Here is a 25,867-nt window from a genome sequence, read left to right on the forward strand (position 1 = left end):
TGCCATATTTCGGGCGGAGTATCGCGGTCTCCGATGATACTGCCACCGACCGACGGATCGCTCTTCGATCCTATCACAATCCAGTACTACCATCGTCGAATATCCGGCCTCCGGGACGGGTCGCCACTCCCCGCTCGACTCAACGGGACGACGTTCCGGAAACGACCGCCCAGAACGAGACGAGCGTAACGGCAAGCGTCAGCAGAATTGCGACGGTGTAGCCATCGGTGTAGTCGACGCTCGCCGTCCCGAGCGGTGGCATCGCCAACGCTCCGAGCCCGCCGCCGACGTTGAAGATACCGATGATCGCGGTATCCTTCTCGGAGCCGTATATCTGTAACAACAGCGGAATGTAAAGCGTCGCACACCCGCCCAGCCCGAGTCCGACCAGAAAAATCGCGACTGCGAGTACCGAATACTGGGGCGCGAGCAACAGGCTGATTCCAACCGCCGCACAGCCGAGCGACGAGAGAAACGCCCGCCGTGATCCCATCGCATCGGCGAGATAGCCACCGCCGATCCGTGAGATGATGCTCACCCCGCCGATCAACCCGAACATCGTCGACGCTTCCGTCCCCGTCAATCCCCGGGCAACGAACAGATCGATCGCGTAGGCCGCCAGCAGTTGGTACCACGCAAACGCGAGCGCCAACCCGACGAAGAGCAGCTGAAACGTTCTCGTTCTCGACAGCTGTCGGACCCACGAGAGCAGCGCCGCCGTCGTCGGCGTCGACTGCGTCGCCCACCGCGGCCGCCGGCACAGTGAACTCGCGAGTAAGAACGCAAGCGCCGTCACTGACATGATCACGAGAAAGCCACGACGCACCCCGAGCGTCGTGATCGCGGTCTCCCAGATCGGCGGGAGCAAGAACAGCCCGAGGCCATTCCCGACGAAGATCAACCCTGTTGCAGCCCCGCGGCGCTCCTCGAACCAGCGCGGAATCACCGAAGCGATCAACACGAATACCGTTCCCAGCGCGAGCCCGAGTATCGCGAAGACGACCGTCAACCCGAGATACGACTCGACCGCGTACAGCGACGGCGCGAGCAACCCCGTTGCGACCGTACAGACGAATAGCACGCCCCGGATCGGCAACCGCGCGGAGAAGACGCCGATGATCCCGGATCCGATGAAGAACGTACACAACATCACGGAGAACACGCCCGAGAGGACGACCGGAGACACCGCAAAGGCCTCGCTAAAGGGCTGTCGGAAGATGCCGTACGAAAGCGGCGTTCCGAACGTAAACACCATCCCGATCGCGCCGGCAAGTGCGACACCCCAACTCCGAGGACTGTCGGGCGTTTCTGCTACCGAATTCGACACGTCAGCGCGTAAGTCGACTGATAGCGAAAAGCTTCCGTTTCCGTCCCATTCGTCGTCTCGAAACTACATTCGTACTCGCTTCCGTAACGATCTCTCCGTCTCGAGCGCAGACTCCTCCGTTCTTCCAACGTCTTCTTAAAACGTGACTAGAATAGCCGCGTAGACGAGTGCCCCGGAGACGAACGCCCAGAATCGACTCTCCCGAGTTCGTGGCAATTCGTCTTTGATCGCGTTGAACACGACGCCGCCCGTCAGGAGTCCGAGGAGGATCGTAAACAGCGCGTCATCCATCGTATAGACGGCTCCAATGACGGCTCCGACGACGACCGCGCTCGCGAGAATCCAGCGCCCCCGCTGCCTGTAGAGCATCTGGTAGTGCTGTTCCAGCGCCTCGTCGTTTCCGAAGAGGTGAAACGCCATCGCAAACGCAAACAGCACCGTATTCTCCGTTCCCGTCTGCCCCTGAACCAGCACGTAGCCGATAAAGGCGTTGTAGACGACGAACCCGCCAATGTGAACCCAGAAGACGGGCTTGGAGATACCGACCTTCGACGCGACTGGGAGGGTATCCACGACGGTTGCGATCCGTTCGAGGCCGTAAAAGAGTGCAACACCGACGAAAACGAGGATGTAGATGTGGTGCTCGGTGAGCGTTGCAATACCGAGTTCGACGCCGGCGAGCGACCCTCTGTGCGCATCGAGTTCAGGAAAGAGGTGGAGGAAGGCGTACACGAGCGAGATGCCGCCGGCTATCGAGAGGATACTGTGCCGAGAGATGCGCGTCGTTTCCGAGCGTATATCGGGCAGGAAATGAGCGAGCGCCACGCCGATGACGAGCAGGACGGTAAGGAGTGAACCACTCGTAGTGGTCGCGACCGCGGATGCATCCATCGGATGATACCCTTTGCGGTGCGTGATGCTCTCTCTTTCGGTGCGAATGCGGGTTAGTGCCGGACTACTGCTTCGTCTCCGTCGTCCCACCCCTGTAACCTGGTTTCTTTGTCGCCTTCCTTTCGTGGCGGACGACTAGTGAACTGATGAACTCGTGAACGGGAAGTACTTGCAGCGAACGCAGACTGACCAGTATCGCTAGTACGTGTTGGTACCCGATTCGGCTCAGTAGACGTATGAGTTAGGCTAACTAATTGGACTAATTGGTCAATCTAACTAATCAACATGCCTCTATAATCTTTCATCGAAATCGCTACACAGAGCAACGATCTGGTTGATTTGTCGCAGACGGCGTCGCAACCTCCTCATTTTGGCACCCGATCTCGATTAGTTCGTTCCGATTCGGGCGGTCGACGTGGTATGTTTTGCAAGCAGGCGCTTCTTCGTCCTTGTCGTGGAAGGTGAACTCGTGATTCGATCGTTTAAATCTCCGATGGAGTACGTCCAAGGACGCGACGCGCTACGTCAGCTCGGCGACCAAGTCGCACCGATCGCGGAGACGGCGCTGGTGATCGGCGATTCGGACGTTCTCGGGATCGTCGGCGACCGAGCCGAAGCGAGTCTCGAGGAAAGCGACGTCGATGCGACGCTCGAGGAGTTCGGTGGGGAGGCCTCCGAGACGGAGATCGACCGGATAACGGAGGTCGCCCGGGAGATCGACGCGGACGCGATCGTCGGTGCCGGCGGCGGGAAAGGGCTCGATACGGCCAAAGCCGTTCGGGAGAACGTGGGCGGGGCGATGGTTTCGATGCCGACGATCGCCTCGACCGATTCGCCGACCTCGAGCCTGTCCGTGATCTACTCCGAAGACGGCGAGTTCGAACGGTACCGCTTCTACGAGTCGCATCCGGACGTGGTGCTCGTCGACACGTCGGTTATCGCCGGTGCGCCCGTTCGATTCCTCACGTCGGGGATCGCGGACGCGATGGCAACGTGGTTTGAGGCCGATGCGGTTCACAGGACCGGCGGCGCGAACTTCTTCGACGAGGATCCCACCTACGCCGCACACTCGCTCTCGAGCCTCTGCTATGACCTGTTGCGGGATCACGCCGTGTCGTCGATACGGGCCGTCGAAAACGGCATCGTCACCGAGAGCGTTGAAGCGGTCGTCGAGGCGAACACCCTGCTGAGTGGACTCGGATTCGAGAACGGCGGTCTCGCGGCCGCCCACTCGATCCACAACGGACTCACACAACTCGAAGATACTCACCACGCAACCCACGGCGAGAAGGTGAACTTCGGGACGCTCACGCAACTCGTCCTCGAAGGACGAAGCAACGCCTTCATCGAGGACATCATCGACTTCTCGGTAGCCGCCGATCTTCCCGTGACGCTCGCCGAACTCGGCGTCGACAACCCCTCACAGGACGATCTCGACCGCGTTGCGCAGGCGACCGTCGCCGACGAGGAAACCATCCACAACGCGTTCGACGTCAGCAGCGACGAGGTCCGCGACGCGATGATCGCGGCCGATGAACTCGGCTCCAAACGGCTGGCGTAGCTCGGTTATTCTCTTTCAGAAGTATTTATATACTAACGAGAGACACGTCAAAACGGAGTATGAAGAATGTCCTCGCGAGCATCGGTATCGGCAACGTCACTGTAGACACCGTCCTTCCGACGGAAACGGAACTCGATATCGATCTCGCCGTCGATCCCGAAGACAAAGATTACCTCACCGTCAAGCCCACACCCCGCCTTCAGACCGTCTTCGACGCGATGGACGACCTCGGCTTTTCCCTCCGAAGTGCAGAGTGTGAGGCGGATCCATACGGGCGGTACACAAGCGGCCGTCGGTTCGTCCAGGAATTCGAATTCCGGCCCGAGTCGGGCCGATTCCGCGACAGCCTCGACGAAGTCGAACTCATCGCCAAGCCCGGCCCGGATGAACTCGAATTATTCGTCGAGGTCGATCGCCGGGGCGGCCTTCTGAGCGAAATGACTGATACGGACGAACGCAATGCACGGACGACGATTCGCTCAACGGATCGAAAAACGATTCGTGACGAATTGGCCGCGCTCATCGAAACACACGCCTGACGCGGACTATCAGGTACGTGCCGTAGGGAGGGACTCTGGACGAAGACGCGTTTATTGAACTCGTCGTCTCGGCTCTGTCGCCCACCCGGCGAAGTCCGCAAGCGGATCGTCCGATCATATCCGTCTCGGTACTGAATAATCCGTTTGTACCGTTCGTTGCATCCTACTACTCGTATTTACTATATGTATGTGTACTAGGTATGGTCTACTTATATAACATTATTTCATTCAGTAATATAAATAATTTCACCTCTAAGAAGCCTCTCTGACGGGAATACGACGTAAATTAAATGAAACTTTATGGAAGAGCGATCGAAAACACTGCTCTTCGTTAATATCTAATTCTCTATATAGTGTACGTCAAATCAGAATTTCGTTATGTATTGATCGCTATCTTTGAGCGCGGTCAAGAAACATCTCTCGCGATCACGACGCCGTCTCGGAACAGGCGCTTCGCGCGTAGACGAGTTCGTTTTCCTCGTACGTCGTCCGCCGTCGATCGCGAACGAGCGAGCGTGAGTCCGGTGGTGATCGCTGTAGCCCGCCGATTCTCGCCTTGTCGTATTATTGTCTCCGTTACTGTCCGAGCGCTGTAAACCGGCGCCGATTTCCCCGTTCTCGCCCCTTTTCCCTGCTCAGACCGTTTGATAACATACCGATGTCGGACGAGATCACAATCGACGAGGACTGGGATACACTATACGTCGACGGCGAATGGATCCCGAGCGAGAGCGGTGAAACGATTTCCGTCGAGGACCCCTCGACCCGTGAGGAGATCACGGAGGTTCCCGCTGGGACGGACGCAGACGTCGATGCTGCATACGAGGCCGCAGCAAACGCACAGACCGAGTGGGCGGCCCACCCTCCGGCACGTCGCCAGGAGGTCATCGAACAGTTCCTCCGCGTGATTCAAGCGCACCGGGAAGAGATCATCGAACTGCTGGAGTACGAGGTCGGCGGCTCGCGCATCATGGGCGAAACCTCCCTCCAGATCGCCTCCGATCACGCGAGCGAGGCTGCGACGCTCCCGCGTCGGATGAAAGGCGAGCACGTCGCGTCTAACATCCCCGGGAAGGAAAACCTCGTCCAGCGCGAACCCACGGGCGTCGTCACGGTAATTTCGCCGTGGAACTTTCCGCTGAACCTCTCGATGCGCGCCGTCGCGCCCGCCATTGCCGCCGGCAACGCGGTCGTGCTCAAGCCCTCGACGAACTCGCCCATCACCGGCGGGCTCCTCTTCGCCACGCTCTTCGAGGAAACGGACCTCCCGGATGGCGTGCTGAACGTCGTCACCGGTCGCGGCTCCGCCATCGGCGACCGCGTCGCCAGCCATCCCGAGAGCGACGTCGTCGCCTTTACCGGCTCGACCGAAGTCGGTCAGCACGTCGCCAGCCTCGCGGGAGAGAACCTCGCCGTCCCCGCGATGGAACTCGGCGGGAACAACGCTCACGTCGTCACCGCCGACGCCGACCTCGACCGCGCCATCGACGGTGCGACGTTCGGGTCGTTCGTCCACCAGGGACAAGTTTGTATCAGTATCAATCGCCACATCGTCCACGAGGACATCTACGACGAATACGTCGATCGTCTGACCGAGCGCGCGGAGGCGCTTCCGGTCGGCAGCGCACACGACGAGGAGACGATCGTCGGGCCGATCATCGACGAGTCACAGCGCGACGAGATGCTCGGCTACGTCGAGGAGACCGTCGACGCGGGTGCAACGCTCCAGACCGGCGGCGAAACCGTCGCCCTCGATGACGGCGCAGACTCTCTCGTCGTCGCGCCCACCGTCCTCTCCGGCGTCACCAACGACATGGCCGCCGCGTGTAACGAACACTTCGGCCCGATCGCCCCGGTCATTCCGTTCTCGGATATCGATGAGGCCGTCGCACTCGCTAACGATACGGAGTTCGGTCTCTCGGGTGCAGTCCACGCCGGCGACCTCGAGGTCGCAAAGGAGATCGCCGACCGAATGGAAACGGGGAACGTTCACATTAACGACCAACCCATCAACGACGAAGCTCACGTCCCCTTCAGCGGTATCGGGGCCTCCGGGATGGGAACGTACAACAGCGATGCGTTCCTCCGCGAGATCACCGAGACGAAGTGGATCTCGATCCAACACGAGTCTCGAGATTACCCCTTCTAAGGGGCCCTCGGCCGTCATCCCGTCTCTCGTATTCGGAACACTGGATCGCTCCCCTCGCTAGCAGTGTGAGTACGACCGGAGAGAAATCCGTTTTTTGACGTCGACTCTCGAGATACCACGGCGTACTGCTTCGGTTTCGAACGGTTTCAGGCTCCGAGAATTGGCGACTCCAGAATCGTACTACAAACGAAATACGGCACATAAGGCCCCAAAAGGGGATCGTTAACGGAATAGAGTTCAGTAAGTGTGCCGCTGCTACTCCCGTTTATGACGTTTATTGTCGCCGGTATAGCGTGTACGTAGCGGGCATCTCACTCTCACTCTCCGACGCTACGCCGTTCTCGCGGTTCGGTGGTGGCTCGTCGAGGGCCTCAGTGGTCTGATTCCGCTTGCGGTCGTCACGAACCCGCCGGAGTTCGTCATCGCGACCAGCGCGGCGCTCAGTGACAATCTGCCTTGGCCACCGGGAACATCCTCGGCCTGCTGTTCGTTACTTCCTGATCTCGCTATACGCAGCAAGACACCTGCCGAACACAGTGAACCAACGCCGCCTGTGATCGATTCATCCGTCACAGATACGTGCGCTGCCGTCACTACGGCTTCGCTTCCCTCCCCGGTGGCTGATACCCTCAGCTGTCGTTCGCCATCCATTCTCCGAGGTGTTATTGGGAAAATAACGAAAACAACTCCACTCTCGTCGATGGCGGCACAGATCGACCGTTTCTGCTCGGTCTCTCCCCATCCGGAACGCAAGTTCCGATGGCGCGCCGGTTCGCACGGATCCGTTCTTCCCCTGCTTCACGTTCGAGCGGCTATAACGTACTGTATCGTTCTTCCTCCCATGGATTTGCGGTATTCGAGTAGCCCCGTTTCTCCCAGTAGCCTTGCTTCGGTTCGGAACGAAACTCGACGCCCGTCACCCACTTGGCACCTTTGTAGGCGTATAGCTGCGGCGTCACGACGCGAAGGGGCCCGCCGTGTTCCGATGGCAGGGGCTGTCCATCGAGTTCGAGCGCAAACAGCACCTCGTCGCGCAGACACTCATCGAGCGGAAGGTTCGTTGTGTATCCATCTCCCGCGTGAAACAGAACGTGCTCGGCCTCGTCTCGAACGCCAGCTCGTTCGGCGAGCGTCGGGAACGGGACGCCGGTGAACTCGTTGTCGAACCGACTCCAGCCGGTTACACAGTGAAAATCCTGACGCTGAGTTTCTCGGGGAAGCTCGTTGAACTCGTCCCACGAATACGACAGTTCGTTTTCGACGGCACCAGTAACGGTGAACTCCCACGTCTCCATATCCTGCGGGGGCGTGCCGCTCTTCGAGAGCACCGGAAAGCGGTTCGTTCGGCTCTGTCCGGGCGGTAACCGATTCTCGCCAAACTCCTCGTAAATGGACGTTACGTTCCTATCCACCATATCCCGTTTCAGCGGCGGACGCTATAAGAATCCCTGCCCGACAATCGTCACCCTCTCATACGCGTTCGATGTGCGGCGTCGCAGGGGGTGGTATTTTTTTGCTGGCGTTCGTGAATAGCCCCGAATCACCATGCCGCTCATTCACTTCGAAATGGCCGATTCACCCGAACGAACGCAGATCGGAGAGGGACTCGTTCGGTTTGCCGTCCAATCGGGACGCCTGGAAACCGGACGGAACGACGGGAAATACTTCTTACACCACGCGGACGGGTGTGATGCCGATGGGAAACGAATCAAACCGGGCGACGGGTTCTTTTTCGATACGAATACGGGGGATATCCTCTGTGAAGAACACGGAAAAGACCGAAGCGAAGCTGATGCATAATCTCGTTCCCGTTGAGATTATTCCGTCGGAAGAACGGGCTCGTCTCCGGATCGAGCAGTCACACAACGGCCTCTGGCTGCGATACTTCGTTTCGACGGGCCGCCGATGCGCTTAGAGCGGGAACGGTCTCCGATTCCATATCGGCGTTGACGGCCAGTACAGCCACCAGTGACTAGTTTATATACGCAGCGGACGTAACGCTCTCGAGGCTTCAGTATGAGCACCGGTCATTACGCTATTTCGGCGGGAGAAATCCACCGCGAGCCGCTGTCGGCGGGGACGCGTGCACCGGAGTTTACGCTCCCAACGACCCCGGACCAAACCGTTTCGCTGAGCGATTTTCACGGTCAGCCGGTCGTACTCGCGTTCTACCCGGCCGATTGGAGCCCTACCTGTGGCGGCCAGCTATCGCTGTACAACCAGCTCCTCCCGGAGTTCCAGGCCCACGGTGCGCAACTGCTCGGCGTCTCGGTGGACGGCGTCTGGTGTCACCGTGCCTTCGAGGAAGACAGGAATATCCACTTCCCACTACTCGCCGATTTCGAGCCGAAAGGTGCCATCGCAAAAGCTTACGGCGTGTATCGTGATGCCGTCGGAACGAGCGAACGGGCGCTGTTCGTTATCGATGCCGGCGGTATTATTCAGTGGAGTTACGTCTCTCCGATCGGAATCAACCCCGGTGCCGACGGTATCCTTCGCGAACTCGAGGCCCTTTCCACGACCGTCGATATGGAGGAGAGTCGATGAGTGGCGACCCGACTCGATCTGACGTCTCCCAACTGGTTGTTCCCGTGACTGAGGACGACCACCGGCAGGGCCCCGACGATGCCGCCGTCACGCTCGTCGAGTACGGCGACTACCAGTGTTCGCATTGCGGGCAGGCGTCCCCTCTCATCAAGGACGTGCAGGAACAGTTCGGAGACGATCTGCGGTTCGTCTTTCGGAATTTCCCGCTCACGTCCATACATAAGTACGCCCAACACGCCGCCGAGGCAGCCGAAGCCGCCGGTGCGCAGGGCGAAGAGGAATTTTGGTCGATGCACGATCTGCTTTACGAAAACCAAGACGCTCTCGACGACGAGTCGCTGATTACGTACGCCGAACAACTCGGTCTCGATCCCGAACGGTTTCGGAGCGACTTCGCAAGTCACGCCTTCGAAGATCGAATCCACGAACAGTTCGTCGGCGGGGCTCGTTCGGGAGTCAACGGAACACCGACGTTCTATATCAACGGCGAACGCTACGACGGCTCGTGGTCTCCGTCCCCACTATCGACTGCAATTCAGCGAGTACTTTCATCTAGTCGGTGATGGGACTGCCGATATCTCTACCAACGCGTGTACAGTCGTCCCAAACACAGTACTACTGTAAAATACTATGAGTGAGACTGAGATACAAACGTTAGAGATGCCGGTTAGCGGACGCGATCATATTCGAGGCTCTGACGGGGCCTCCGTGACGCTCGTCCAATATAGTGATTATGAATGCCTATCTTGCGGGGATATTTACCCGATCATCCAGCGGATCCAAAACCGGATCGGTACTCGGCTTCAACTCGTGTTTCGGAACTTTCCATTAACTCAACAGCATCCGCGCGCACAACAGGCAGCGGAAGCCGCCGAGGCCGCGGGCGCACAGGGCCGATTTTGGGAGATGCACGATCTCCTCTACCAACACCAGGACGCGCTTGCTCGAGAGGATCTTATTGGGTATGCTGAACAACTCGCCCTCGATACCGATCGATTCACGGACGAATTAGACACCGGGACGTACGAGAGGCGGATTCAGAACGACGTTCAAAGTGGCGTGAGAAGCGGTGTGAACGGTGTTCCAACCTTTTTCATTAACGGTGAGCGCTACGATGGGCCGCTCACTTTCGACTCGTTACTCGCCACTATCGCCAGCGCAGGCGATCTCATCGATATCCAACAATCGATGCAACGGGAGAACCGCGAGCTTCGAGAGACGATCGATAGATCTCGCCAGGGCGCGCCTGCAGCGGGCGAGGCAGTTCGTGACCGTTTTTCTGCGGACGAAATTTTCCAGCGAGTAACGGCGACTGCGTACGAAGATATCGATCGGAGCAAACAACTCCTGTTTTTCAGTGGGCTCGCCGCTGGCATCAGCGTCGGGGGGACGTTCCTTGCACGAGCAGCCATGACGACAGCCTATCCGGACGACCCAACCGGGATCGGGAATATTCTTTATCCGATCGGATTCATAATTATCGTCCTCGGAAACTACCAGCTATTCACCGAAAATACATTAACGCCAGTAACACTCGTCTTGACGCGATTTGCAAGCCTCCCGCAACTCCTTCGCCTCTGGGGAATCGTTCTTGCTGCGAATGTCATCGGCGCGGGAATCGTCGCCTATCTCCTCGCTACCACGAATGTCTTTACTCCGGAAACCGCCGAGACGGCACAGCAATTCGGCGAGCATGCGCTGAGCGTCTCATGGTCGGGACTCTTCTATAAAGGCGCATTCGCTGGTGGACTTGTCGCAACGATGGTCTGGCTCGTTCACGCTGCGCGAGATTCGCTCTCGCGATTCTTCATCGTGTACTTGATCATGTTTACGGTCCCTGCCACGGAACTGTTTCACTGTGTCGTCGGTGCCTGCGAAGTACTGTTCCTGGTGTTTGCCGGCGAAGCGGGGCTTCTCACCGTTTTCACTCAATTTTTTGTCCCAGTTGCCCTCGGTAATACGGTCGGTGGTGTCGTGTTTGTCGCTCTTGTGAACTACAGTATGACCGAAATCCGGCACTTCCCCGACCGAGGTCAGCAACGCCGTGAACTCTCCTGGCCAGAATGGGTGTTTGGAACTCGTTTGATAGAACGACTCACCTCGATACGGCGTCGCGATGATGCCAATACAAGCGAGACCCCCTCTGAATGAACTCTGATGAGTTTTCTCGATTTGATCTTTCCAACTGCGACGAGCACACGTCGAAGACGACTGACCTACGCCATCGGGAGACGCATTTCTGATCCGCTCGACGCTGTTGCTGAACTCGCCTACGGAGTGTGATGATCTCACGCCGAGATATTTCGAATCTCGACGCTGTTCTCTCAGTATCGTCGGTAGAACCTGTTCACCATTCTACCCGACTCAGGATGCGGGCTCAAAGCAGCACTCGCGCCACGAGTTCCGAATCCAGCCACAAGTACGGGAACGCTGTCAAGCCCCTCTTCAGCGGAGACCGAGGTGTAGTTCTTATTTCCGGGTTTGGGAATCGTTTCACCCGCACTCAGCCGCTGACTACCAACATATAGCTACGAAGACCGCATCTGACGGGGAACTCACCTCCTTCGACTAGCGATTTCGGGGTGTACAATCCCGACATAGCTTCACGGTCTCTTCGGTCGCTGGTCCGTTTCGTAATCGCTTACCACGCCGTACTAACGGGATACAGCTCTCTCCCTTCTCTCTAACCGGTTTTGAACGAGAGCCTGAATTGAGTGCTGGAAATGACGAAAAAGACCCTTATATTGTAACGTGGGATCTGTGTATGAAGTACATCTCGCATTCACCTGCAATTGTTGGGGTAAGATTGCCGATTTCCCTGGAACAATAACAACCACCATTTACACCGGTGAAGATGAGTGGCCTGACGAAGTCGCCAGCCGACGCTAGATGCAGTCTATACGGTTGGACGACGGTAAGTCACAAAATAGTGAGCGAAATATGATGCAGATCAATCACACGCAGCCGGAAACCGAGTCCAGCGAACTCCGAGCTGAAGAACTCGATTCGGATGCCCAAGCACTGTTAAATACGCTGGAGGATGAAGGTGCGCCCGACCTTACGCAATTGTCGCCCGAACAAGCTCGAACGCTCCTTGGCGACCTGTTCTCTCCAGATATCGAACCTGAACCGGTCGCTTCGGTAGATGACCGAAAAATCCCGGCGTACGCGCGTGACATCCGGGTTAGAATCTACGATCCGGACCCGGATCAAACACTCCCTGCAGTCGTCTACTTCCACGGCGGCGGATGGGTCGTCGGTAATATCGATACCCACGACAAAGTCGCCCGTTCATTGGCAAATCACGGTCAGTGCGTCGTCGTCTCCGTTGACTACCGAAAAGGGCCGGAACACCCCTTCCCAGGGGCCGTGGAAGATTCCTACTTAGCGACCAAATGGACTGCCGACAACGCCGCAGCACTCGGTGCGGGTGCAGGGTTGGCTGTCGTCGGTGAGAGTGCGGGTGCCACCCTTGCAACCGTGGTCGCACAGATGGCCGTCGAGAAGGATCTCGGTGCCCCGGAGATCGACCACCAGGTACTGTTCTATCCCGTCACCGACCATTCCTTTGACACCGAATCGTACGAGATAAACGCCGAGAATTACTTCTTGACGACCCGAGGAATGGTCTGGTTCTGGAACCATTATCTCCGCAACGATATCGACGGTGCAAACCTTCGAGCCTCCCCATTACGCGCTCCTGAGCGAGTTCTCACTGCACTCCCTCCGGTAACTATGTACTCCAGCGGCTACGATCCGCTCCGAACAGAACAGTTCGCGTACGGGAGAGCGCTCGCCGATGCAGGCGTCTCTGTCGACCATACCCACTACGAAGATATGATCCACGACTTCGCCAATATGAGCCAGCTTGCGGATCCGTTTCCCGCAATCGAAGCAGGTGTTGATGTGCAAGAACGGGCCGGCAAAGCGCTTCGTGAGGCCTTCGAGTAACCGTACTCATCAGGTGCCTAGGTAGATTAATATCCGTATTTTTGGCTGGAGGCCGACAGCGCTCCGCCAGTGCCTGGGTTTTGCTTCCCGGCCCGCAAACGATGTACTTGCCCCGCTCACTAGAAAGACAATACAACGACACCTTGGTCACTGGAACAGAGGGACTAATGACAACAGGGGATCAATTGTGCGGTCACACTCTCACCTTCAGTATCGACGAAAGGAATTACAATAGTACATATGTAATTATTGGGTACACAGACGGTAGTAGTATTCGAATAATACCACCATCGTCTAGAAAGAAGCGAAAACGGATAAAATACGGTGTTACTTCCAATTACCGTTCGGTGATAGTCGATAGATCATCTTTTATTGTTTCAGCACTGTCTAGTTTAGTATCGCCGCCAGAATATATCTGTTTAGTGATTCTTATAGGCATTGTGTGTTAGAGTAGTGTCCGATCCATTCAAGATATTCTCCGCTGCTTTCTTGACTGGCCGCTCACGAGTTGTGGAAGCGACCACCTCGAATATTCGAGGCAGACAATCACTTTTCGATCAGGTTTCGGTCGAGATAGTCGAACTGACCGTTCAAGCCTAATCGAGAGAGATATATAGAGAAGTGAGATCTCCATGGAAGTCGACGAAAAATAGTATTTCGGGAGAACTCGTGTTTTTCGGTTCATTGATGCAGAATCCCGGCGGCTGGACCAGTGTCTCGTCGTCCGAAGGCTGCGATGTTGGGAATCCTCTCTGACTTCCCATTATTGTGCCTACTGTACAATATATATTGCTGTTTGTATCAACAGATATCTTATCTATGGTGGTTTGCGTCGGCGTGGTGTGTGCAGTAAAGTTGCACAGTGATCAATCCGGTTAAGTGAACTCGAGAAATGCCTCGAGTTCTGATTGGATGCATCCGGCAACACGTTCATAGTACTCCCAGAGCACTTCGTTGAAGGTCTCTCGAGTTGCCTCGTCGAGACTCGCTGCTCCTCGATACTCCTGATCGGGTATCTCCGGATGATATGTACACACGACCAGCGGTGTGTCGGTATCGAGTTTACCGCCGAACTCGAATTCCGCTCGAGGAGAGCAGTACTGACCGCGGACTGTCCGGTTCAGCACCGTCTCGCGAGCGCTTCATCCGGCTGTGCCGAATTCGATCAATCGCGCTGCTAGTAGTTCCCGTGACGGTGTAGCAACTGCTCACGGCTAGCTGCTTTCCGTCGGGCGCAAAGAGATCGATCGCATTGAGCCGGTCCGAAACTACTTTCCGAGCCGTCTCGATCGCCCTCGCCTTCAGATCCGATTTTGTCTGAAACAGCTGTTACACAGAAACGGGACTGAGCAAGGATTCGTCCGTTCGTCCTGATCGGACTAATTGCTTAGTCGTCCCGAACTCTGCACCGTCGGGAGGTTCCAGTTGTAAGCAACCGCCGCTAACCGAGTCATAACGGTCACTACCGCACACACCACAGCAGCCGTACTCCCGGCCGCTCCTACCGTTCCCACGAGCCAGTATGCACTGCCACCGAGGACTGCACAACTCGCATAGAAATCCTCGAAGAGGATGAACGGGGATCGGTCGAGAAGAATATCTGCAAACGCGCCACCGCCGACGGCGTTGATCGTCGCAATAGCAACGATGCCAACCGCTGAAACACCCGCCTCAGTTGCGACGATAGCGCCGGTCGTCGTAAAGGCAGCGAGCCCGATAGCATCCGAGACAAGGGTGACTGGATGCGTTTCCGGCGATGTTAGAACGATACTCAGCACGATTGCCAAGCCGACTCCGAGTAACCCCAAACTGATTTCGATCGGTGACTGGAGTGCTAATGGAACTCGTGTCACGAGGAGATCGCGCGTCGCTCCACCAGCAAACGCCATTGCTAGTCCGGCGATGGTAACCCCGAACAGGTCGAACTCCTCACGGATCGCCTTTGATGATCCAACGAGTGCGAACGCAACCAAGCCGATCGTATTCATCACGGCAAATGGATCGCCGAATAGTAGGGTGATGACGTCCCGACTCACTGCGCTCGCCTATGAGAGCGAGTCTCTTGAGTGCTCCGTATCGAACACTCTCTTCTACTCGAGCCACTGCGACGGAGTACGTGCGGTAGCTGTACGATCTGTACGTACCGTTTGAGTTTTAACCCCACTCCCCGTCGCGAGTTCAGCAGAGCCAGAGGTCTGAAGTTTTAATCGAGGTGGGTAGACGAACGGAACTCGCTTCGTTCCGGTCACCTTTCAACTATCCGAAGCGAAATAGCGCCGGGCGTGAAAAGCCGGAGGTCAGGCGATGGGTGGGGCAACCCATCGCTGGCGACAACGGGAGGCGTCAGTGGGTGCTGATTGGATCGCTGTCGCGCACCGGTGCGCGACGGATAGTGCATCCCACCCCACCGTTATCAACTTCTACCCGATTCCCAGTCACTCGAAATCGTCCTCCGTTCGGGCGGCCGTTTGGATTGGTGACTCGACCACCGCCGATGTCGTCGACCAGTGACCGACGGCGGAGCTATAAATCGCAAAGAGAGTACTCGCGCCGAAAGGCGCGGGTGGATATCGATCGGCAGATCCGCTTGTAACGCGAGTTCAGTTCCAGAGTGATGCCTATATCGACGCTCTGCTCGTGATCACGGTCGTTGCGATCCGTCACGCACGGAGCGGGGGGAGAAGATTTACCACTGACTGGCCATTCAGCTAGGGTATGGACCAGTCGACATCCCGCAAGCGACCGTGGCTTGCAGCAGGACTCGGACTGCTTGTTACCGGACTCGGGCAACTGTACCTCCGCCGCTGGAAACGCGCACTCGGATGGGCGGTCTTTGCGGTGCTCGTCGGCGCATTCCTCGTCCCGGAGTCGACACTCGCAAACCCCGCATCAGCCGACCTCGTGGATGGTGCTCCGCTTCTCGTCGTCGGCGTCCTGAGCGTCGTCGACGCGTATCTCATCGCTCGACGACACAACGTCCGACTCGCCGTCGCACAGGAATCCCGTTGTCCGTCCTGCTATCGTGAACTCGACGCTGACGTCGCGTTCTGCCCTTGGTGTGGAAGCGAGGTGCAGTCGACAGCAGCGGCCGACGGCTCGGCGCGGACCGACCTCGATACTTCGCCGGACGATCGCTTCTGAACTCGGGGTAGTTTTGCCCACTGTCGTCTTGTGACTTCATCATCGGACAGTCTCTGAAAGCCAAGGCGCGAACCCGTTCTGTGGTGAACTCGTCCTCGGACTGAGCGGTAAAAAGTGCCCGTAACGACCCGAGTTCGGTTACTTTTCGGTGCGGTCCTGGATCGCTTGCCCGCCGTCGCTGGCTGCGGGACCGCCTGACCGACTCGGGGCGTCGAAGGAGACGTCCGGACCGAGGTACTTCGTCCAGACGACGAGGAGGCTCGGGAGTACGAGCACGCTCGCGAGGAACGCGTAGATGATCGTCAGTCCGGTGATGATGCCGAACTGCTGAAGCGGTGGCAAGATGGCGAATGCGAGGACGCCGAAGCCGCCGACGGTCGTCGCCGCGCTGCCCAGCAGTGCGCCACCTGTTCCGGTGACCGTCCGGGACATCGCTTCCCAGACGGATCCGGTTCGTTTCAGTTCGAGGCTATACCGCTCGCTCATGTGGATACTGTAGGCGACGCCGAGCCCGACGGTGAGGCTCGTGATCATCCCCGTCATGACGTTGAACGGGATTCCGAGTAGGTACATCGTCCCGAGAATCCACGAGACGCTGAAGACGACCGGCAGCAGCGTTACCGCGCCGAGCGTTGCGCTTCCTTCCGTGATCCGGTAGGCGATCATCAGGAACGCGAAGACGGCGACGAGCGTGATCAGCAGGCTCTCGATAACCGTGTCCATCAACTGCCCCTGAACGATGTCGAACAGGATCGTCTGGCCGGTTGCCGTAGCCTCGACCCCGTTCCCGTCGATGCCGTCTGCGATGGATCGCATCTCGGTCGTAACGTCGCTCATGGCCGCGGTCCCACTCGTCGAGACGACCATCCGAACGGCCTCGTAGTCGCCGTCATCGGTCTGATGGATGACGCCGGCCGCTTCGTCGGGAGCGACCTCGAACAGTTCATCGTACACTTGTTCGATGTTCCGGTCGGGGATCCCGTCGTCGTCACTATCGGCTGCGGCAACCGTTGCGTTGAACGATTCGTTCTCGGCGGCGACCTGCTGCATCGTCCCGAGGGGACTCTGAATGTTAGCCTCACCGCTCGAGAGGGTGACGGCAACATCGCTGTCAGCAGTCTCGTTCTCGGCGTCCGAGAGCTGCTGTAATGTCTCCGGATCGGTTACGTTCCCCTCGACGAGAATCTGCGCTTGCGAGTCCTCCCGAACGAAGTTCTCGTTGACGAACTCGAGATTCTCCTTCATCGAGTACTCGCCGGGCTCGAGTGGTCCGGGAAGGTTGTTCGTCCACTCCGGTGGGTCCTCTGCGATGAAGTCCTCCTGATTGAAGCTGGTATCGACCTGCGTCGCACCGTATGCACCGCCTGCACTCACGAGGACTGCGACCAGGATGATGACGATCGGTATCCGTCGTGCTGCCGTCGAACCGGTGGACAGGACCTGGCTAAACCGGCCGCCACCCGTCCCGAACGCGCGCTTATTCCGATCGAACCCACGGTTTTCGAGGAACCCGTCGAGTTCAACTTTGAGTGCCGGAATCAAGACGCCGAAGACGAGCAAGGCGGCCGTGATACCGACTGCACTCACGATCCCGAAGTCCTGAATCGGCGGGACCGGACTCGTGAGATTCGAGAGGAAGCCGATCGCTGTTGTCGCGGTCACCAACACGAGTGCAATGCCGACGCCGGCCAGTGCCACTCGCATCGAGCCGCGGGCGTCATCGTCGCCGTACGCACCACCGTTCTGACGCTGTTCGCGGTGGCGCATGAAGATGTGGATCGCGTAGTCTATCGAGAGCCCGATGAGCAGGACCGGCACGGCGATGAACATCTGGTTGAAGTCGATATCGGCCCAGCCCATGAAGCCGAACGTCCAGACGAGGACGACGGCGATGCCGAATAGCCCGAGGAGGATATCCAAGAGATCGCGGTAGGCGACGATCAGCGCGACGACGACGAACAGCAGGGCGAGCGGCCCGACGATCGCGAGGCTATCGCCCATCGAATTGTTGATCTCTTCGCCCATGATTCCGCCGCCGAAGACGATGACATCCGATGTGTCACCGTCGACGCCGTCGTTCGCCAGGGATTGCATCGCGAGTTGCGCGTCGACGAGTTCATCCGATGCCATCCCGCCTTGACCGCCACTCCCACCGTCGGTCTGGTGCGTAACCAACAGCATCGTCGCGTTCGAACTCGTCGAACCCGCGTCGTAGCTCGTCGGCATGAACGCCTGTCCGCTCATCTGTCCGGACGAGTTCTCGCCCAGTACGGTTTCGAGCGTCCGCTCGTACGCCGTGGCGTTCATCGCATCGATCGCGTCGATCTGTTCTTGCAGCGTGGGCGAGGTGGCGTTTTCCAGGGCTGCTTGTTGTGCCTCTAGTTGGCTGCCGAGTTCAGCCAGCCGATCGCTCTGTGCTGCAAGGTCCGTGCTGCGCTGTTCGAGATCCTCGTACTCGTCGGCGAGGACGCCCTGGGTGCCGCGCTGGTACGCCGTTTCGATCTGGGACTCGTTGTCGGCGGTCCGAAGGAGCTGTGCCGACTCGTTGAACGTTGCATACTGCGTCTCGTCGAGTTCAACCGACGAGTTTGCACGGACGGTTTCGAACTGTGCACGCGGCGATGTCGACTGGTCTGCACGAAGCGTATCGAGCGCCGCCCGGAGATCCTGTTGTGTCGCGTTTAGCTCGCTCTGTCGTTGTTCCAGCGCAGCGCGTTCCTCCTGAACGGTTGCGTTTAACTGCTCGAACTCCGCGGCCGTCGCCTCGAGCTCGCGCTGTTGGTCGCCGGTGATGGACGAGATTGCGACGAGATTCGCCGCGCCGACCGTCGGTTGCTCGTCGGCGAGTGTCCGATTGATCGTCTCGTTCTCCCGGAACGACTGTTGCAGTCGGAGCGTCTCGAGCAGCGACTCCTGAGTGAGCGTGTTTTCCCCTTTGACGATCACTTGCGCTGTCGTCGTATTGTTCGCTCCGGTCGAGAAGTTCTCCTCGATGTAGTTCAGTTTCTCCGATTCTGCAGTGTCACTCTGGAACTGATCGAGCGAGGAGGACTGATCGATCATTCCAGCACCAGCACCCGCGATGACCGTGAGTACGAGCATGAGGGCGATCACGGACCGACTGTGGCTCGTGACCATCGCTGCGAAGCGCTCGAGCCAACTCATCTGCCGAATCGGCCTCCGTGCGCTCTTTCACTCCGCCCCCATTGTCGGTTCTGCACCAGCATCATTCTCCATCACGCTGGCGAGATGCGACCGCGTACCGACGGTGCCTGAGAGCGGTTCGTGACGGGTTCGACGCTACTCTTTGCGCCGAATACGCAGCGTCCACGACGCTCCCCGTCGGGTTGCTCGTCTCGATCGCTACTCGCTGTTTCTCGCTCATCTATTGACTGAATATTCAATTAGCACTTATCAATCTTCCCACTTCAGATGAGCACAATACCGGTTACCGCGTCGGGCCGTTGCTGTATCGTCCTTATATATGATTGACCATTCAATCAATATTTATATGTAGAGATACGATACACTATCTAAAATGGGTGCTATTACAGGAGTGGTTCGGAACCTGTGCAACTCGGAGGCTCCGGGCGAACGACTCTATTGGGACGGGTCTCTATCGACTATTCGTTCAGGAGATGATCGTATGGTGCTCCGACAGGATGAGACCGGTGACGGGTCGGATCACCGCGTTACCTGCCACCGATGACGCAACTACCTTCGTTCCTTGACGAACCTGACGATACTCGCGGGGCCATCATGAAGGCCACGTACGATGCCCTCTGTAAGCACGGCTACAGCGATCTCACAATCCAACGGATCGGAAACGAGTTCCCGAAGAGTAAATCACTGTTGTACCACCACTACGACAGCAAAGACGAACTGCTCCTCGACTTCCTCGAGTTCATGCTGGATGAACTCGAGGGACAGATGCCGGCATACCGAGACGGGAGTGCTGACGAACACATTGCAGATATTGTCGACCGAACGTTTGCGTTCGGGAATACCGAAAATAACCCTCATTTCACGCAGGCACTCCTCGAACTCCGCACACAGGCCGCTCACGACGAAGACTATCGCGAGTATTTCACTCGAAGTGATCAATTCGTCCGAAAACACATCGCGCACACGATTCGCTCGGGTATCGAACAGGGTGTCTTCCAGGAGGTTGATCCGCAGGAAACAGCAGCACTCTTTCAGATCGTGTTCGTCGGCACAATGACACAGCGCGTAACCAGCGATGACGACGACGTGTTGAGAGAGGGCCGCGCCATGTTCGATCAGTGTCTTCGGGCGCGTCTTCTCCGTCCGGAGTGACGAGCGGATCGGATCGCCAGTGACCGCCAGCACCTGTGTTCGTCGAACGCGTCTCAGGTGCGGGTGTAGCGACTAACTCGGCTCTTCAGCGTCAACATAGACGAGTTCGTCAGCGCTCTCGAGCAGCCGCACTCCCCAGGTGACGGTGATCGGGACCAACGCGGTCGTGAAGATTGCGATAAAGACCAGGATCGAGAACAACTGCGAATCGATGACGCCGGCCGAAAGTGCGACTGACGCGATGATGATCTCGACGGTTCCGCGGCCGTTCATCCCGAATCCGACGACGAGCCCTTCTCGCGAGGTGAGCATTGTTGGCAGTGCAAAGAGCCACGACCCGATTATTTTGCCGATGAATGCGATGGCAACGAGGACGACGAGAATCCCGAACGACTCGAAGAAGACGTCGAAGGTGATATCGAACCCGACGATCACGAAAAACACCGGGGCGAAAAAACCCATCGCGAGATCGTAGATGACCGTATGTATGTGCTCGTACAGAGACGGCTCGACATCCGATTGCCGGAGGAACATGCCGGCGACAAACCCGCCGATAATCATGTGGAGATCCGCGAGAGTCGCTAATTGAGCGAACAGGAGAGAGACGAGTAGTGCGAACATGAAGGCGGTCGTTTTATCGACGAACCCGTACCGTTCGCGGCGGTTCTCGATGTACGCCCAGGCGAGCGGGAGGAACCGATAGCCCAGGACGATCGTAATCACGAAAAAGCCCAGCGCTTTCGCCACTATCACACCGATTTCCAGCAGGTTGAGTGCGCCTGCCGTGACGTAGCTATCGACGGCGGCAAAGGCGATTAGGACGCCGACATCGGAGGCGAGTGCGCCCCCGAGTAGTACGTTCGCGATACGGGTATCGAGTAGCTCGAGATCGGCGAGAATTCGGGATTTCGTTGCGAGCGAGGTTGCAGCCATCGCAAGGCCCAGGAAGAGTGCTGCTCCGGTCGATACTCCAAGCCAGACGCCCGCGCCGTATCCGAATCCGAACGGGATCACGAACGCACCGAACGCGATCAACAGTGATTGTGGCCCCAGCCTGAACAACTCCCGAAGATCGACCTCCATCCCGACGTACACCATCAGGAGAAACACGCCGAGTTCAGCGAGGACATCCAGGAGGTTCGATGGGTGTAACAGCCCGAGAAGCGGCGGGCCGAAGACGATTCCGGCGAACAACTCGCCCATCATCGTCGGGTAGCCGATTCGTTCGGCTACCCCACCAAAGATCCAGGCGACTGTAAGCACGAGCAAGAGCCCGAGAACATCGATGCTAACGGTTTCGACCATTATCCGCCTCTCCGTTCGATCGACTGTGAAGTCCGTGATCGATACCGTCCGGGAGCGTCAGTCATATCCAACCCATTGCTTTCGAACACTTCAGGTCTTTCTCCCGACATCACAGCAACTCTTGTTTCCGTCGAAGTTTCGACGGTGAACTCGAGTACGTTGCTTCGGCTAGCTGGGTCGGTACGGATACGCTCTGCTGCTACTTTAGCCGCTGGGCGCATTCAGGCCGTTCCTTTAGGCATCCACCTTGGATAGAATACCTATGGCATCCGTACCGGACATCGAGATGGTGGACACGGAAGACGAATACATTCACGTCCGCTTTCGCGACCCTGATCGATACGACGAGATCCGAACACCCGACTGGGCGGATAATCCAGCAGAATCCGTTTCCGAGGGAAGTGAGGTCCGAACCGGGAAAATCGACGGAGAGGACGAGTGGGAAGTCACGAGCGTCCTAATCAAGAAGTCCGTTGGCGAGGAGAAAGCCAAAGAGCAGGCGCGTGAAATCGTCGAAAAGATAGAGTCGTGAACGCTACTGTTTGCCGTATTTACGGAGGCGTCGAACTGCAGTTATGCCGGGAATCAGTACAACAGACCGTCTGAGACGGTGCAGGTCGGACGGACGACTTGGAGAGTGACTCCAAAATATCCGTCCAAAGTTGACGATGTGAGAATTTCGCTGCGTCAGTGGTCGCCCTCGTGAGGATTGAGTTCCGTCCCGTAGTTTTCGACATGGTCGGTGTAGTCGATGAAGCGCGGTGCGTCCGGGTCGAACGGCCGTTCCAGCGCCTCAAACGCCTTCTTTTTGTCCCACGACTGGAGTCCGCCGACTGCTGAGCGGTCTTCGAGGTCGTGGTAGTCGAGGTCGGGCTCTGCGTGCTTCCACGCGTCGAGACCGTGCTCGGTGCGGACGATGACGCTCGAATACTCGTCCGCACTCCCGACCGAGCCGATCGTCACATCGGCGGCGTACCCGGTGAAGTCCGCACATTCGTCGCACCCCTTCAGCGCAGCCCCGTGGAAGTTCTCGATGTCCTCCGCGAGGAGACGCTCGCCGTCCTCGTCGTAGACGTACATGTTTCCGTCGAGCACGTCGAGTTTGCCGATTTCGTCGGGACTGATGTCGCGTTTTGCTTCTAATTGCTCGCCGATGAGTTTCTGGTAGTTGAAGTTCTTCGTACACATCAGGGCGATCGTGTACTCGACGTCGCGCACGCCCGCGTTCTGGGACTGATACTCCCACTCGAAGTCCTGGAGAGCACGCACGCCCTCGATTTCACACGGCGTCCCCACGAGCGCGAGCGAGAGATCCTCGTGATCCTTGTCCGGGAGTTTGTGCTCCCACTGGGCGAGGTCCAAGTTTCCGAGCGCCATCGTCTGGTTGTAGAAACTTCCCGCGTTGTCGGTGACTTCCTCGGGGGTGGTGGCGAGGAAACTCTCCGCCTTCCAGGCCTCCTCGTCGCTCTCGGTGGCGATGAGCGCGCCGTCGATCTCGCCGGCTTCGAGCAGGTGAATCAGCAGCGAGGAAACCACGCCGCCGTCCTGTGCGCCCTCGCGCCAGTTCGCTTCGACACGCGCGGAAAACTCCGTGATCGGGTCGCCAGCGCCCGAGACGTTGTCCTCCCCGCCGGTGATCTTCCACTGGCGCTCGTAGCGCAGCCCGCCGCGCGGACAGAAGTCCCAGCAGAGCGAACAGCCGGTGCACATCTTGACGAGTTCCGGCAGGCCGTCGTCGCCGATACCGATGGAATCGGAGGGACACGCGGCGACGCAGGTGCCACACTGGATGCACCGGCCCTCGTCGATGACTGCCGTATCGAGTTCCATGAACCACGTCTTGTCGTCGGGCGTCTCGATGTCGTTCATCTCCGAACGGATCGAATACGCCGGTGTATCGACGGCTACCCCGTCGGGCACGTTGACGCGCTCGTCCGGCGAATCCCCGTGTTCCACGTCTTGACTCACGCCGTCGGCGGGTCGAGTGAACTCGATATCGCCGAGGCTGCCGTTCTCGTCGACGTTCGCCGCCGATGCACCACCGTCAGCGATGGCCCATTGGCCACTCGCCATGCCGTCCGACCCGTGCGCACCGCAGGTACACTGCCCGTCGGTGCAGCGTCCGTCACCGTCTGTGGCATCGGCCTCGTTCGTGGTGCGCCCGGTCCGTCGGCTCGTGTGGTGGTTACCGCTCCCGTTGACCGGCGGAACGTTCGTGCCATCGTCGCTCACGTCGGGGACTCCCGGCAGCGACCGGTCGCTCTCGTGCTCTCGCTCAGTCATTGGCAGCGACACCTCCGGAAACGTTCGCATCAGCCCGTCGCATGACCGTCTGAAGCCGGTCGTTGTCGACACGTCGACACCACTCGTAGAAGCGCTCGCCGTCGCGGCGTTCGTCGGCGTAGGTCGCGAACAATCGCTCGAGAGCCGGAATGACGGCGTCGGCTGGGACGGCAGTCTCGACCCAGTCGATGAACTCGTTGTCGACGCCCAGCGACCCGCCGAGCCCGACGTCCATGCCCTCGACGATGGTGTCACCTTCCTCGTTGGCGCTGTTCTCGTCGTCGCCAACCTGAACGGTCTCACCGCGGAACCCGATATCGGCAATCTGGGGCTGGGCGCACGAGGCCGAACAGCCCGACATGTGCATCCGCACCACGTCGAGGTCGTCGGGGGTGTCGATGCGGTTGTCGAGTTCACGTGCCCACGTCTTGACGCGCTTTTTCGTCTCGATGATCCCGTAGTTGCAGAACTCGCTGCCGGTGCAGCCCACCGCGCCGCGTGAGAACGGTCCGGGGTCGGGCTGGTAATCCGCGGCGAACGGCTCGGCGAGCAGGTCGTCGACGTTCTCTTCGGGCACGTGGGTGATGAGGAAGTTCTGATCGGTCGCGAGGCGAATCGTGGTGTCGTCCGTGCCGTACTTGTTGGCTGCGCGGGCAGCCTCGACCAACTCGTCGCCCCCCATCCGGCCCGCGACGACGTTGAATCCCACATAGCGGAGGTCGTCATCGCGCTGCTCGTGGACACCGACGTGGTCGCCGGTGTACCCGTCGGTGAGATCCTCGCCACGCGACCGGAGGGGCACGGTAGCGCGGTCCCGAATCGCGCGCTCGAAGTTTTCGGGACCCATCTCCTCCACGAGGTAGCGCATCCGGCAGACGCCGCGGTTGTGCCGGTCGCCGACCTCCTTGAACACCTGGGCGACGGCGCGACAGAACTCGACTGCGTCTTCCGGACGGACGAACACGTCGAGGGGAGAGGCCATCCGAGGCCCGTCCGAGAGCCCGCCGCCGACGCGAGCGTGGAAGCCGTAGTAGGGCTCGCCGTCGAGTTCTTTTCTGGCGGGGGTGAGACCCACGTCGTTGATCTGGGACTGGGCGCAATCCTCCCGACACCCCGTGATCGTTATCTTGAATTTCCGCGGGAGGTTCGCGTACTCCCGGTTTTCGGTGAAGAACTCGGACACCGCATCGATAACCGGTTGCGCGTCGAAGACCTCGTGGTGGTCGAGACCCGCCGCTGGACATCCCAGGACGTTGCGCGCGGAATCGCCGCACCCCTGAATCGTCGTCAGTCCGACGTCATCGTACTTCTCCCAGATTGCGGGCATATCCTCGAGTTCTATCCAGTGCATCTGGAAGTCTTGTCGCGTGGTGATGTCCACGAACGCGTCGCCCCAGCGGTCATTCTGCTGTGCGCCGCCGTACTCCTCGGGTGCGGTGGCGTATTCGTCAACAACGTTGCCCACGACCGCAGCTTGCTCGGGCCGCAACGCTCCTCCGGGGACCTTCGTGCGGACCATGAAATAGCCGCGTTGCTTGCCGTGGCTGTACATCCCGGCCCACTTGAGGCGCTCCCACTCGCCGTCGCCGGCGCGGTCTTCGATCTCGTCGAACGAGAGGCCCTCGTTCGCGTACTCCTTGACGTCCTCGATAACGTCGAGCGGGTGTTTTTCTTGTTTCCAGCGTTCGACTGTATTCATTGGTATTCCCCTCTCGCTACTAGCTACCGACGAATCCCTGGGAACGGCTCTCCCAGCGAACTAGCACAGGATAGAAGGGCTTGGGTGTGATTGTCTCTCGGGATACGGCGAGACCTGACGATACTCGTCGATTGCGGTTGAAATTGCTGCTGACTAC

General features: G+C 58.5%; 19 protein-coding genes and 1 pseudogene. 11 read left to right on the plus strand and 9 right to left on the minus strand.

Features of this window, described 5'->3' with window-relative positions:
- Positions 1 to 139: 139 nt before the first annotated feature.
- Positions 140 to 1,255, minus strand: coding sequence for an MFS transporter (locus C481_RS02245; protein ID WP_006107242.1), 1,116 nt, complete (start codon positions 1,253 to 1,255; stop codon positions 140 to 142).
- A gap of 207 nt (positions 1,256 to 1,462) precedes the next feature.
- Positions 1,463 to 2,218 (minus strand): hypothetical protein, encoded by a 756-nt coding sequence (locus tag C481_RS02250; protein WP_006107243.1) that lies wholly within the window; start codon positions 2,216 to 2,218, stop codon positions 1,463 to 1,465.
- A 469-nt stretch (positions 2,219 to 2,687) separates the two neighbouring features.
- On the opposite strand from C481_RS02250, the gene C481_RS02255 reads away from it, so the two are divergent.
- From C481_RS02255 to C481_RS02265, 3 genes and pseudogenes are all read left to right on the plus strand, one after another.
- Positions 2,688 to 3,779 carry a glycerol dehydrogenase gene (locus C481_RS02255; protein ID WP_083860874.1) on the plus strand — a complete coding sequence of 364 codons (1,092 nt, stop codon included), beginning with the start codon at positions 2,688 to 2,690 and terminating at the stop codon, positions 3,777 to 3,779.
- Positions 3,780 to 3,859: 80 nt separating this feature from the next.
- A pseudogene (locus tag C481_RS02260) lies at positions 3,860 to 4,318 on the plus strand (sporulation protein); the annotation flags it as partial.
- Between the two features lie 658 nt (positions 4,319 to 4,976).
- Positions 4,977 to 6,467: an aldehyde dehydrogenase family protein gene (locus C481_RS02265; protein WP_006107246.1), complete on the plus strand. Its 1,491-nt coding sequence runs from the start codon at positions 4,977 to 4,979 to the stop codon at positions 6,465 to 6,467.
- 812 nt (positions 6,468 to 7,279) lie between these two features.
- Here the strand turns inward: C481_RS02265 and C481_RS02270 are convergent.
- Positions 7,280 to 7,882, minus strand: a complete 603-nt coding sequence (locus tag C481_RS02270) for a sulfite oxidase-like oxidoreductase (protein WP_006107247.1) — start codon at positions 7,880 to 7,882, stop codon at positions 7,280 to 7,282.
- Between the two features lie 130 nt (positions 7,883 to 8,012).
- On the opposite strand from C481_RS02270, the gene C481_RS02275 reads away from it, so the two are divergent.
- The 5 genes from C481_RS02275 to C481_RS02295 all read left to right on the plus strand — a co-directional run bounded on the left by C481_RS02275 (position 8,013) and on the right by C481_RS02295 (position 12,965).
- Positions 8,013 to 8,267 (plus strand): hypothetical protein, encoded by a 255-nt coding sequence (locus C481_RS02275; protein ID WP_006107249.1) that lies wholly within the window; start codon positions 8,013 to 8,015, stop codon positions 8,265 to 8,267.
- Positions 8,268 to 8,483: 216 nt separating this feature from the next.
- Complete coding sequence (locus tag C481_RS02280; protein WP_006107251.1) at positions 8,484 to 9,014, plus strand: redoxin domain-containing protein; 531 nt, start codon at positions 8,484 to 8,486, stop codon at positions 9,012 to 9,014.
- Positions 9,011 to 9,577: a DsbA family protein gene (locus C481_RS02285; RefSeq protein WP_006107253.1), complete on the plus strand. Its 567-nt coding sequence runs from the start codon at positions 9,011 to 9,013 to the stop codon at positions 9,575 to 9,577. Before C481_RS02280 ends, C481_RS02285 begins: the two co-directional genes overlap by 4 nt.
- Before the next feature lie 97 nt (positions 9,578 to 9,674).
- The gene (locus C481_RS20970; protein WP_152422131.1) at positions 9,675 to 11,165 is read left to right on the plus strand and encodes a formate/nitrite transporter family protein; all 1,491 of its coding nucleotides are present in this window, start codon (positions 9,675 to 9,677) and stop codon (positions 11,163 to 11,165) included.
- A gap of 789 nt (positions 11,166 to 11,954) precedes the next feature.
- A complete protein-coding gene (locus C481_RS02295) occupies positions 11,955 to 12,965 on the plus strand; it encodes an alpha/beta hydrolase (RefSeq protein ID WP_006107256.1) in 1,011 nt (336 codons plus the stop codon).
- An 875-nt stretch (positions 12,966 to 13,840) separates the two neighbouring features.
- On the opposite strand, the gene C481_RS23275 is transcribed toward C481_RS02295, so the two are convergent.
- Both C481_RS23275 and C481_RS02305 read right to left on the minus strand, forming a co-directional pair.
- Positions 13,841 to 14,092, minus strand: a complete 252-nt coding sequence (locus C481_RS23275) for a DUF7539 family protein (protein WP_006107258.1) — start codon at positions 14,090 to 14,092, stop codon at positions 13,841 to 13,843.
- A 252-nt stretch (positions 14,093 to 14,344) separates the two neighbouring features.
- Positions 14,345 to 14,953 carry a trimeric intracellular cation channel family protein gene (locus C481_RS02305; protein ID WP_006107259.1) on the minus strand — a complete coding sequence of 203 codons (609 nt, stop codon included), beginning with the start codon at positions 14,951 to 14,953 and terminating at the stop codon, positions 14,345 to 14,347.
- A gap of 727 nt (positions 14,954 to 15,680) precedes the next feature.
- Here C481_RS02305 and C481_RS02310 point away from each other — a divergent pair.
- The gene (locus C481_RS02310; RefSeq protein ID WP_006107261.1) at positions 15,681 to 16,106 is read left to right on the plus strand and encodes a zinc ribbon domain-containing protein; all 426 of its coding nucleotides are present in this window, start codon (positions 15,681 to 15,683) and stop codon (positions 16,104 to 16,106) included.
- A gap of 138 nt (positions 16,107 to 16,244) precedes the next feature.
- Here C481_RS02310 and C481_RS02315 read toward each other — a convergent pair whose 3' ends face one another.
- On the minus strand, positions 16,245 to 19,271 hold the full coding sequence (locus tag C481_RS02315; RefSeq protein WP_006107262.1) for an MMPL family transporter: 3,027 nt from the start codon (positions 19,269 to 19,271) through the stop codon (positions 16,245 to 16,247).
- Positions 19,272 to 19,811: 540 nt separating this feature from the next.
- Between C481_RS02315 and C481_RS02320 the strand changes: the two genes are divergently transcribed.
- Positions 19,812 to 20,423, plus strand: a complete 612-nt coding sequence (locus tag C481_RS02320; protein WP_049904354.1) for a TetR/AcrR family transcriptional regulator — start codon at positions 19,812 to 19,814, stop codon at positions 20,421 to 20,423.
- Between the two features lie 72 nt (positions 20,424 to 20,495).
- On the opposite strand, the gene C481_RS02325 is transcribed toward C481_RS02320, so the two are convergent.
- On the minus strand, positions 20,496 to 21,728 hold the full coding sequence (locus tag C481_RS02325; protein WP_006107264.1) for a cation:proton antiporter: 1,233 nt from the start codon (positions 21,726 to 21,728) through the stop codon (positions 20,496 to 20,498).
- A gap of 262 nt (positions 21,729 to 21,990) precedes the next feature.
- On the opposite strand from C481_RS02325, the gene C481_RS02330 reads away from it, so the two are divergent.
- Positions 21,991 to 22,260, plus strand: a complete 270-nt coding sequence (locus C481_RS02330) for a hypothetical protein (RefSeq protein WP_006107266.1) — start codon at positions 21,991 to 21,993, stop codon at positions 22,258 to 22,260.
- Positions 22,261 to 22,415: 155 nt separating this feature from the next.
- Here the strand turns inward: C481_RS02330 and C481_RS02335 are convergent, their stop codons facing one another.
- Together C481_RS02335 and C481_RS02340 are read right to left on the minus strand one after the other, a co-directional pair.
- Positions 22,416 to 24,011 (minus strand): Coenzyme F420 hydrogenase/dehydrogenase, beta subunit C-terminal domain, encoded by a 1,596-nt coding sequence (locus tag C481_RS02335; RefSeq protein ID WP_006107268.1) that lies wholly within the window; start codon positions 24,009 to 24,011, stop codon positions 22,416 to 22,418.
- Positions 24,004 to 25,710: a nitrite/sulfite reductase gene (locus tag C481_RS02340; protein WP_006107269.1), complete on the minus strand. Its 1,707-nt coding sequence runs from the start codon at positions 25,708 to 25,710 to the stop codon at positions 24,004 to 24,006. The genes C481_RS02335 and C481_RS02340 overlap by 8 nt, the downstream gene beginning before the upstream one ends.
- Positions 25,711 to 25,867 lie beyond the last annotated feature (157 nt).

Source organism: Natrialba asiatica DSM 12278, from assembly GCF_000337555.1.
In the GTDB taxonomy this organism is placed as follows: Archaea; Halobacteriota; Halobacteria; order Halobacteriales; family Natrialbaceae; genus Natrialba; species Natrialba asiatica.

Coding starts and splice junctions, on each gene's coding strand:
- C481_RS02270 (WP_006107247.1), bottom strand. CDS start 7,882: ATGGTGGATAGGAACGTAACGTCCATTTACGAGGAGTTTGGCGAGAAT.
- C481_RS02285 (WP_006107253.1), top strand. CDS start 9,011: ATGAGTGGCGACCCGACTCGATCTGACGTCTCCCAACTGGTTGTTCCC.
- C481_RS02265 (WP_006107246.1), top strand. CDS start 4,977: ATGTCGGACGAGATCACAATCGACGAGGACTGGGATACACTATACGTC.
- C481_RS02245 (WP_006107242.1), bottom strand. CDS start 1,255: ATGGTGTTTACGTTCGGAACGCCGCTTTCGTACGGCATCTTCCGACAG.
- C481_RS02250 (WP_006107243.1), bottom strand. CDS start 2,218: ATGGATGCATCCGCGGTCGCGACCACTACGAGTGGTTCACTCCTTACC.
- C481_RS02340 (WP_006107269.1), bottom strand. CDS start 25,710: ATGAATACAGTCGAACGCTGGAAACAAGAAAAACACCCGCTCGACGTT.
- C481_RS02275 (WP_006107249.1), top strand. CDS start 8,013: ATGCCGCTCATTCACTTCGAAATGGCCGATTCACCCGAACGAACGCAG.
- C481_RS02310 (WP_006107261.1), top strand. CDS start 15,681: ATGGACCAGTCGACATCCCGCAAGCGACCGTGGCTTGCAGCAGGACTC.
- C481_RS02295 (WP_006107256.1), top strand. CDS start 11,955: ATGATGCAGATCAATCACACGCAGCCGGAAACCGAGTCCAGCGAACTC.
- C481_RS20970 (WP_152422131.1), top strand. CDS start 9,675: ATGCCGGTTAGCGGACGCGATCATATTCGAGGCTCTGACGGGGCCTCC.
- C481_RS02325 (WP_006107264.1), bottom strand. CDS start 21,728: ATGGTCGAAACCGTTAGCATCGATGTTCTCGGGCTCTTGCTCGTGCTT.
- C481_RS02330 (WP_006107266.1), top strand. CDS start 21,991: ATGGCATCCGTACCGGACATCGAGATGGTGGACACGGAAGACGAATAC.
- C481_RS02280 (WP_006107251.1), top strand. CDS start 8,484: ATGAGCACCGGTCATTACGCTATTTCGGCGGGAGAAATCCACCGCGAG.
- C481_RS02320 (WP_049904354.1), top strand. CDS start 19,812: ATGACGCAACTACCTTCGTTCCTTGACGAACCTGACGATACTCGCGGG.
- C481_RS02315 (WP_006107262.1), bottom strand. CDS start 19,271: ATGAGTTGGCTCGAGCGCTTCGCAGCGATGGTCACGAGCCACAGTCGG.
- C481_RS02305 (WP_006107259.1), bottom strand. CDS start 14,953: ATGAATACGATCGGCTTGGTTGCGTTCGCACTCGTTGGATCATCAAAG.
- C481_RS02335 (WP_006107268.1), bottom strand. CDS start 24,011: ATGACTGAGCGAGAGCACGAGAGCGACCGGTCGCTGCCGGGAGTCCCC.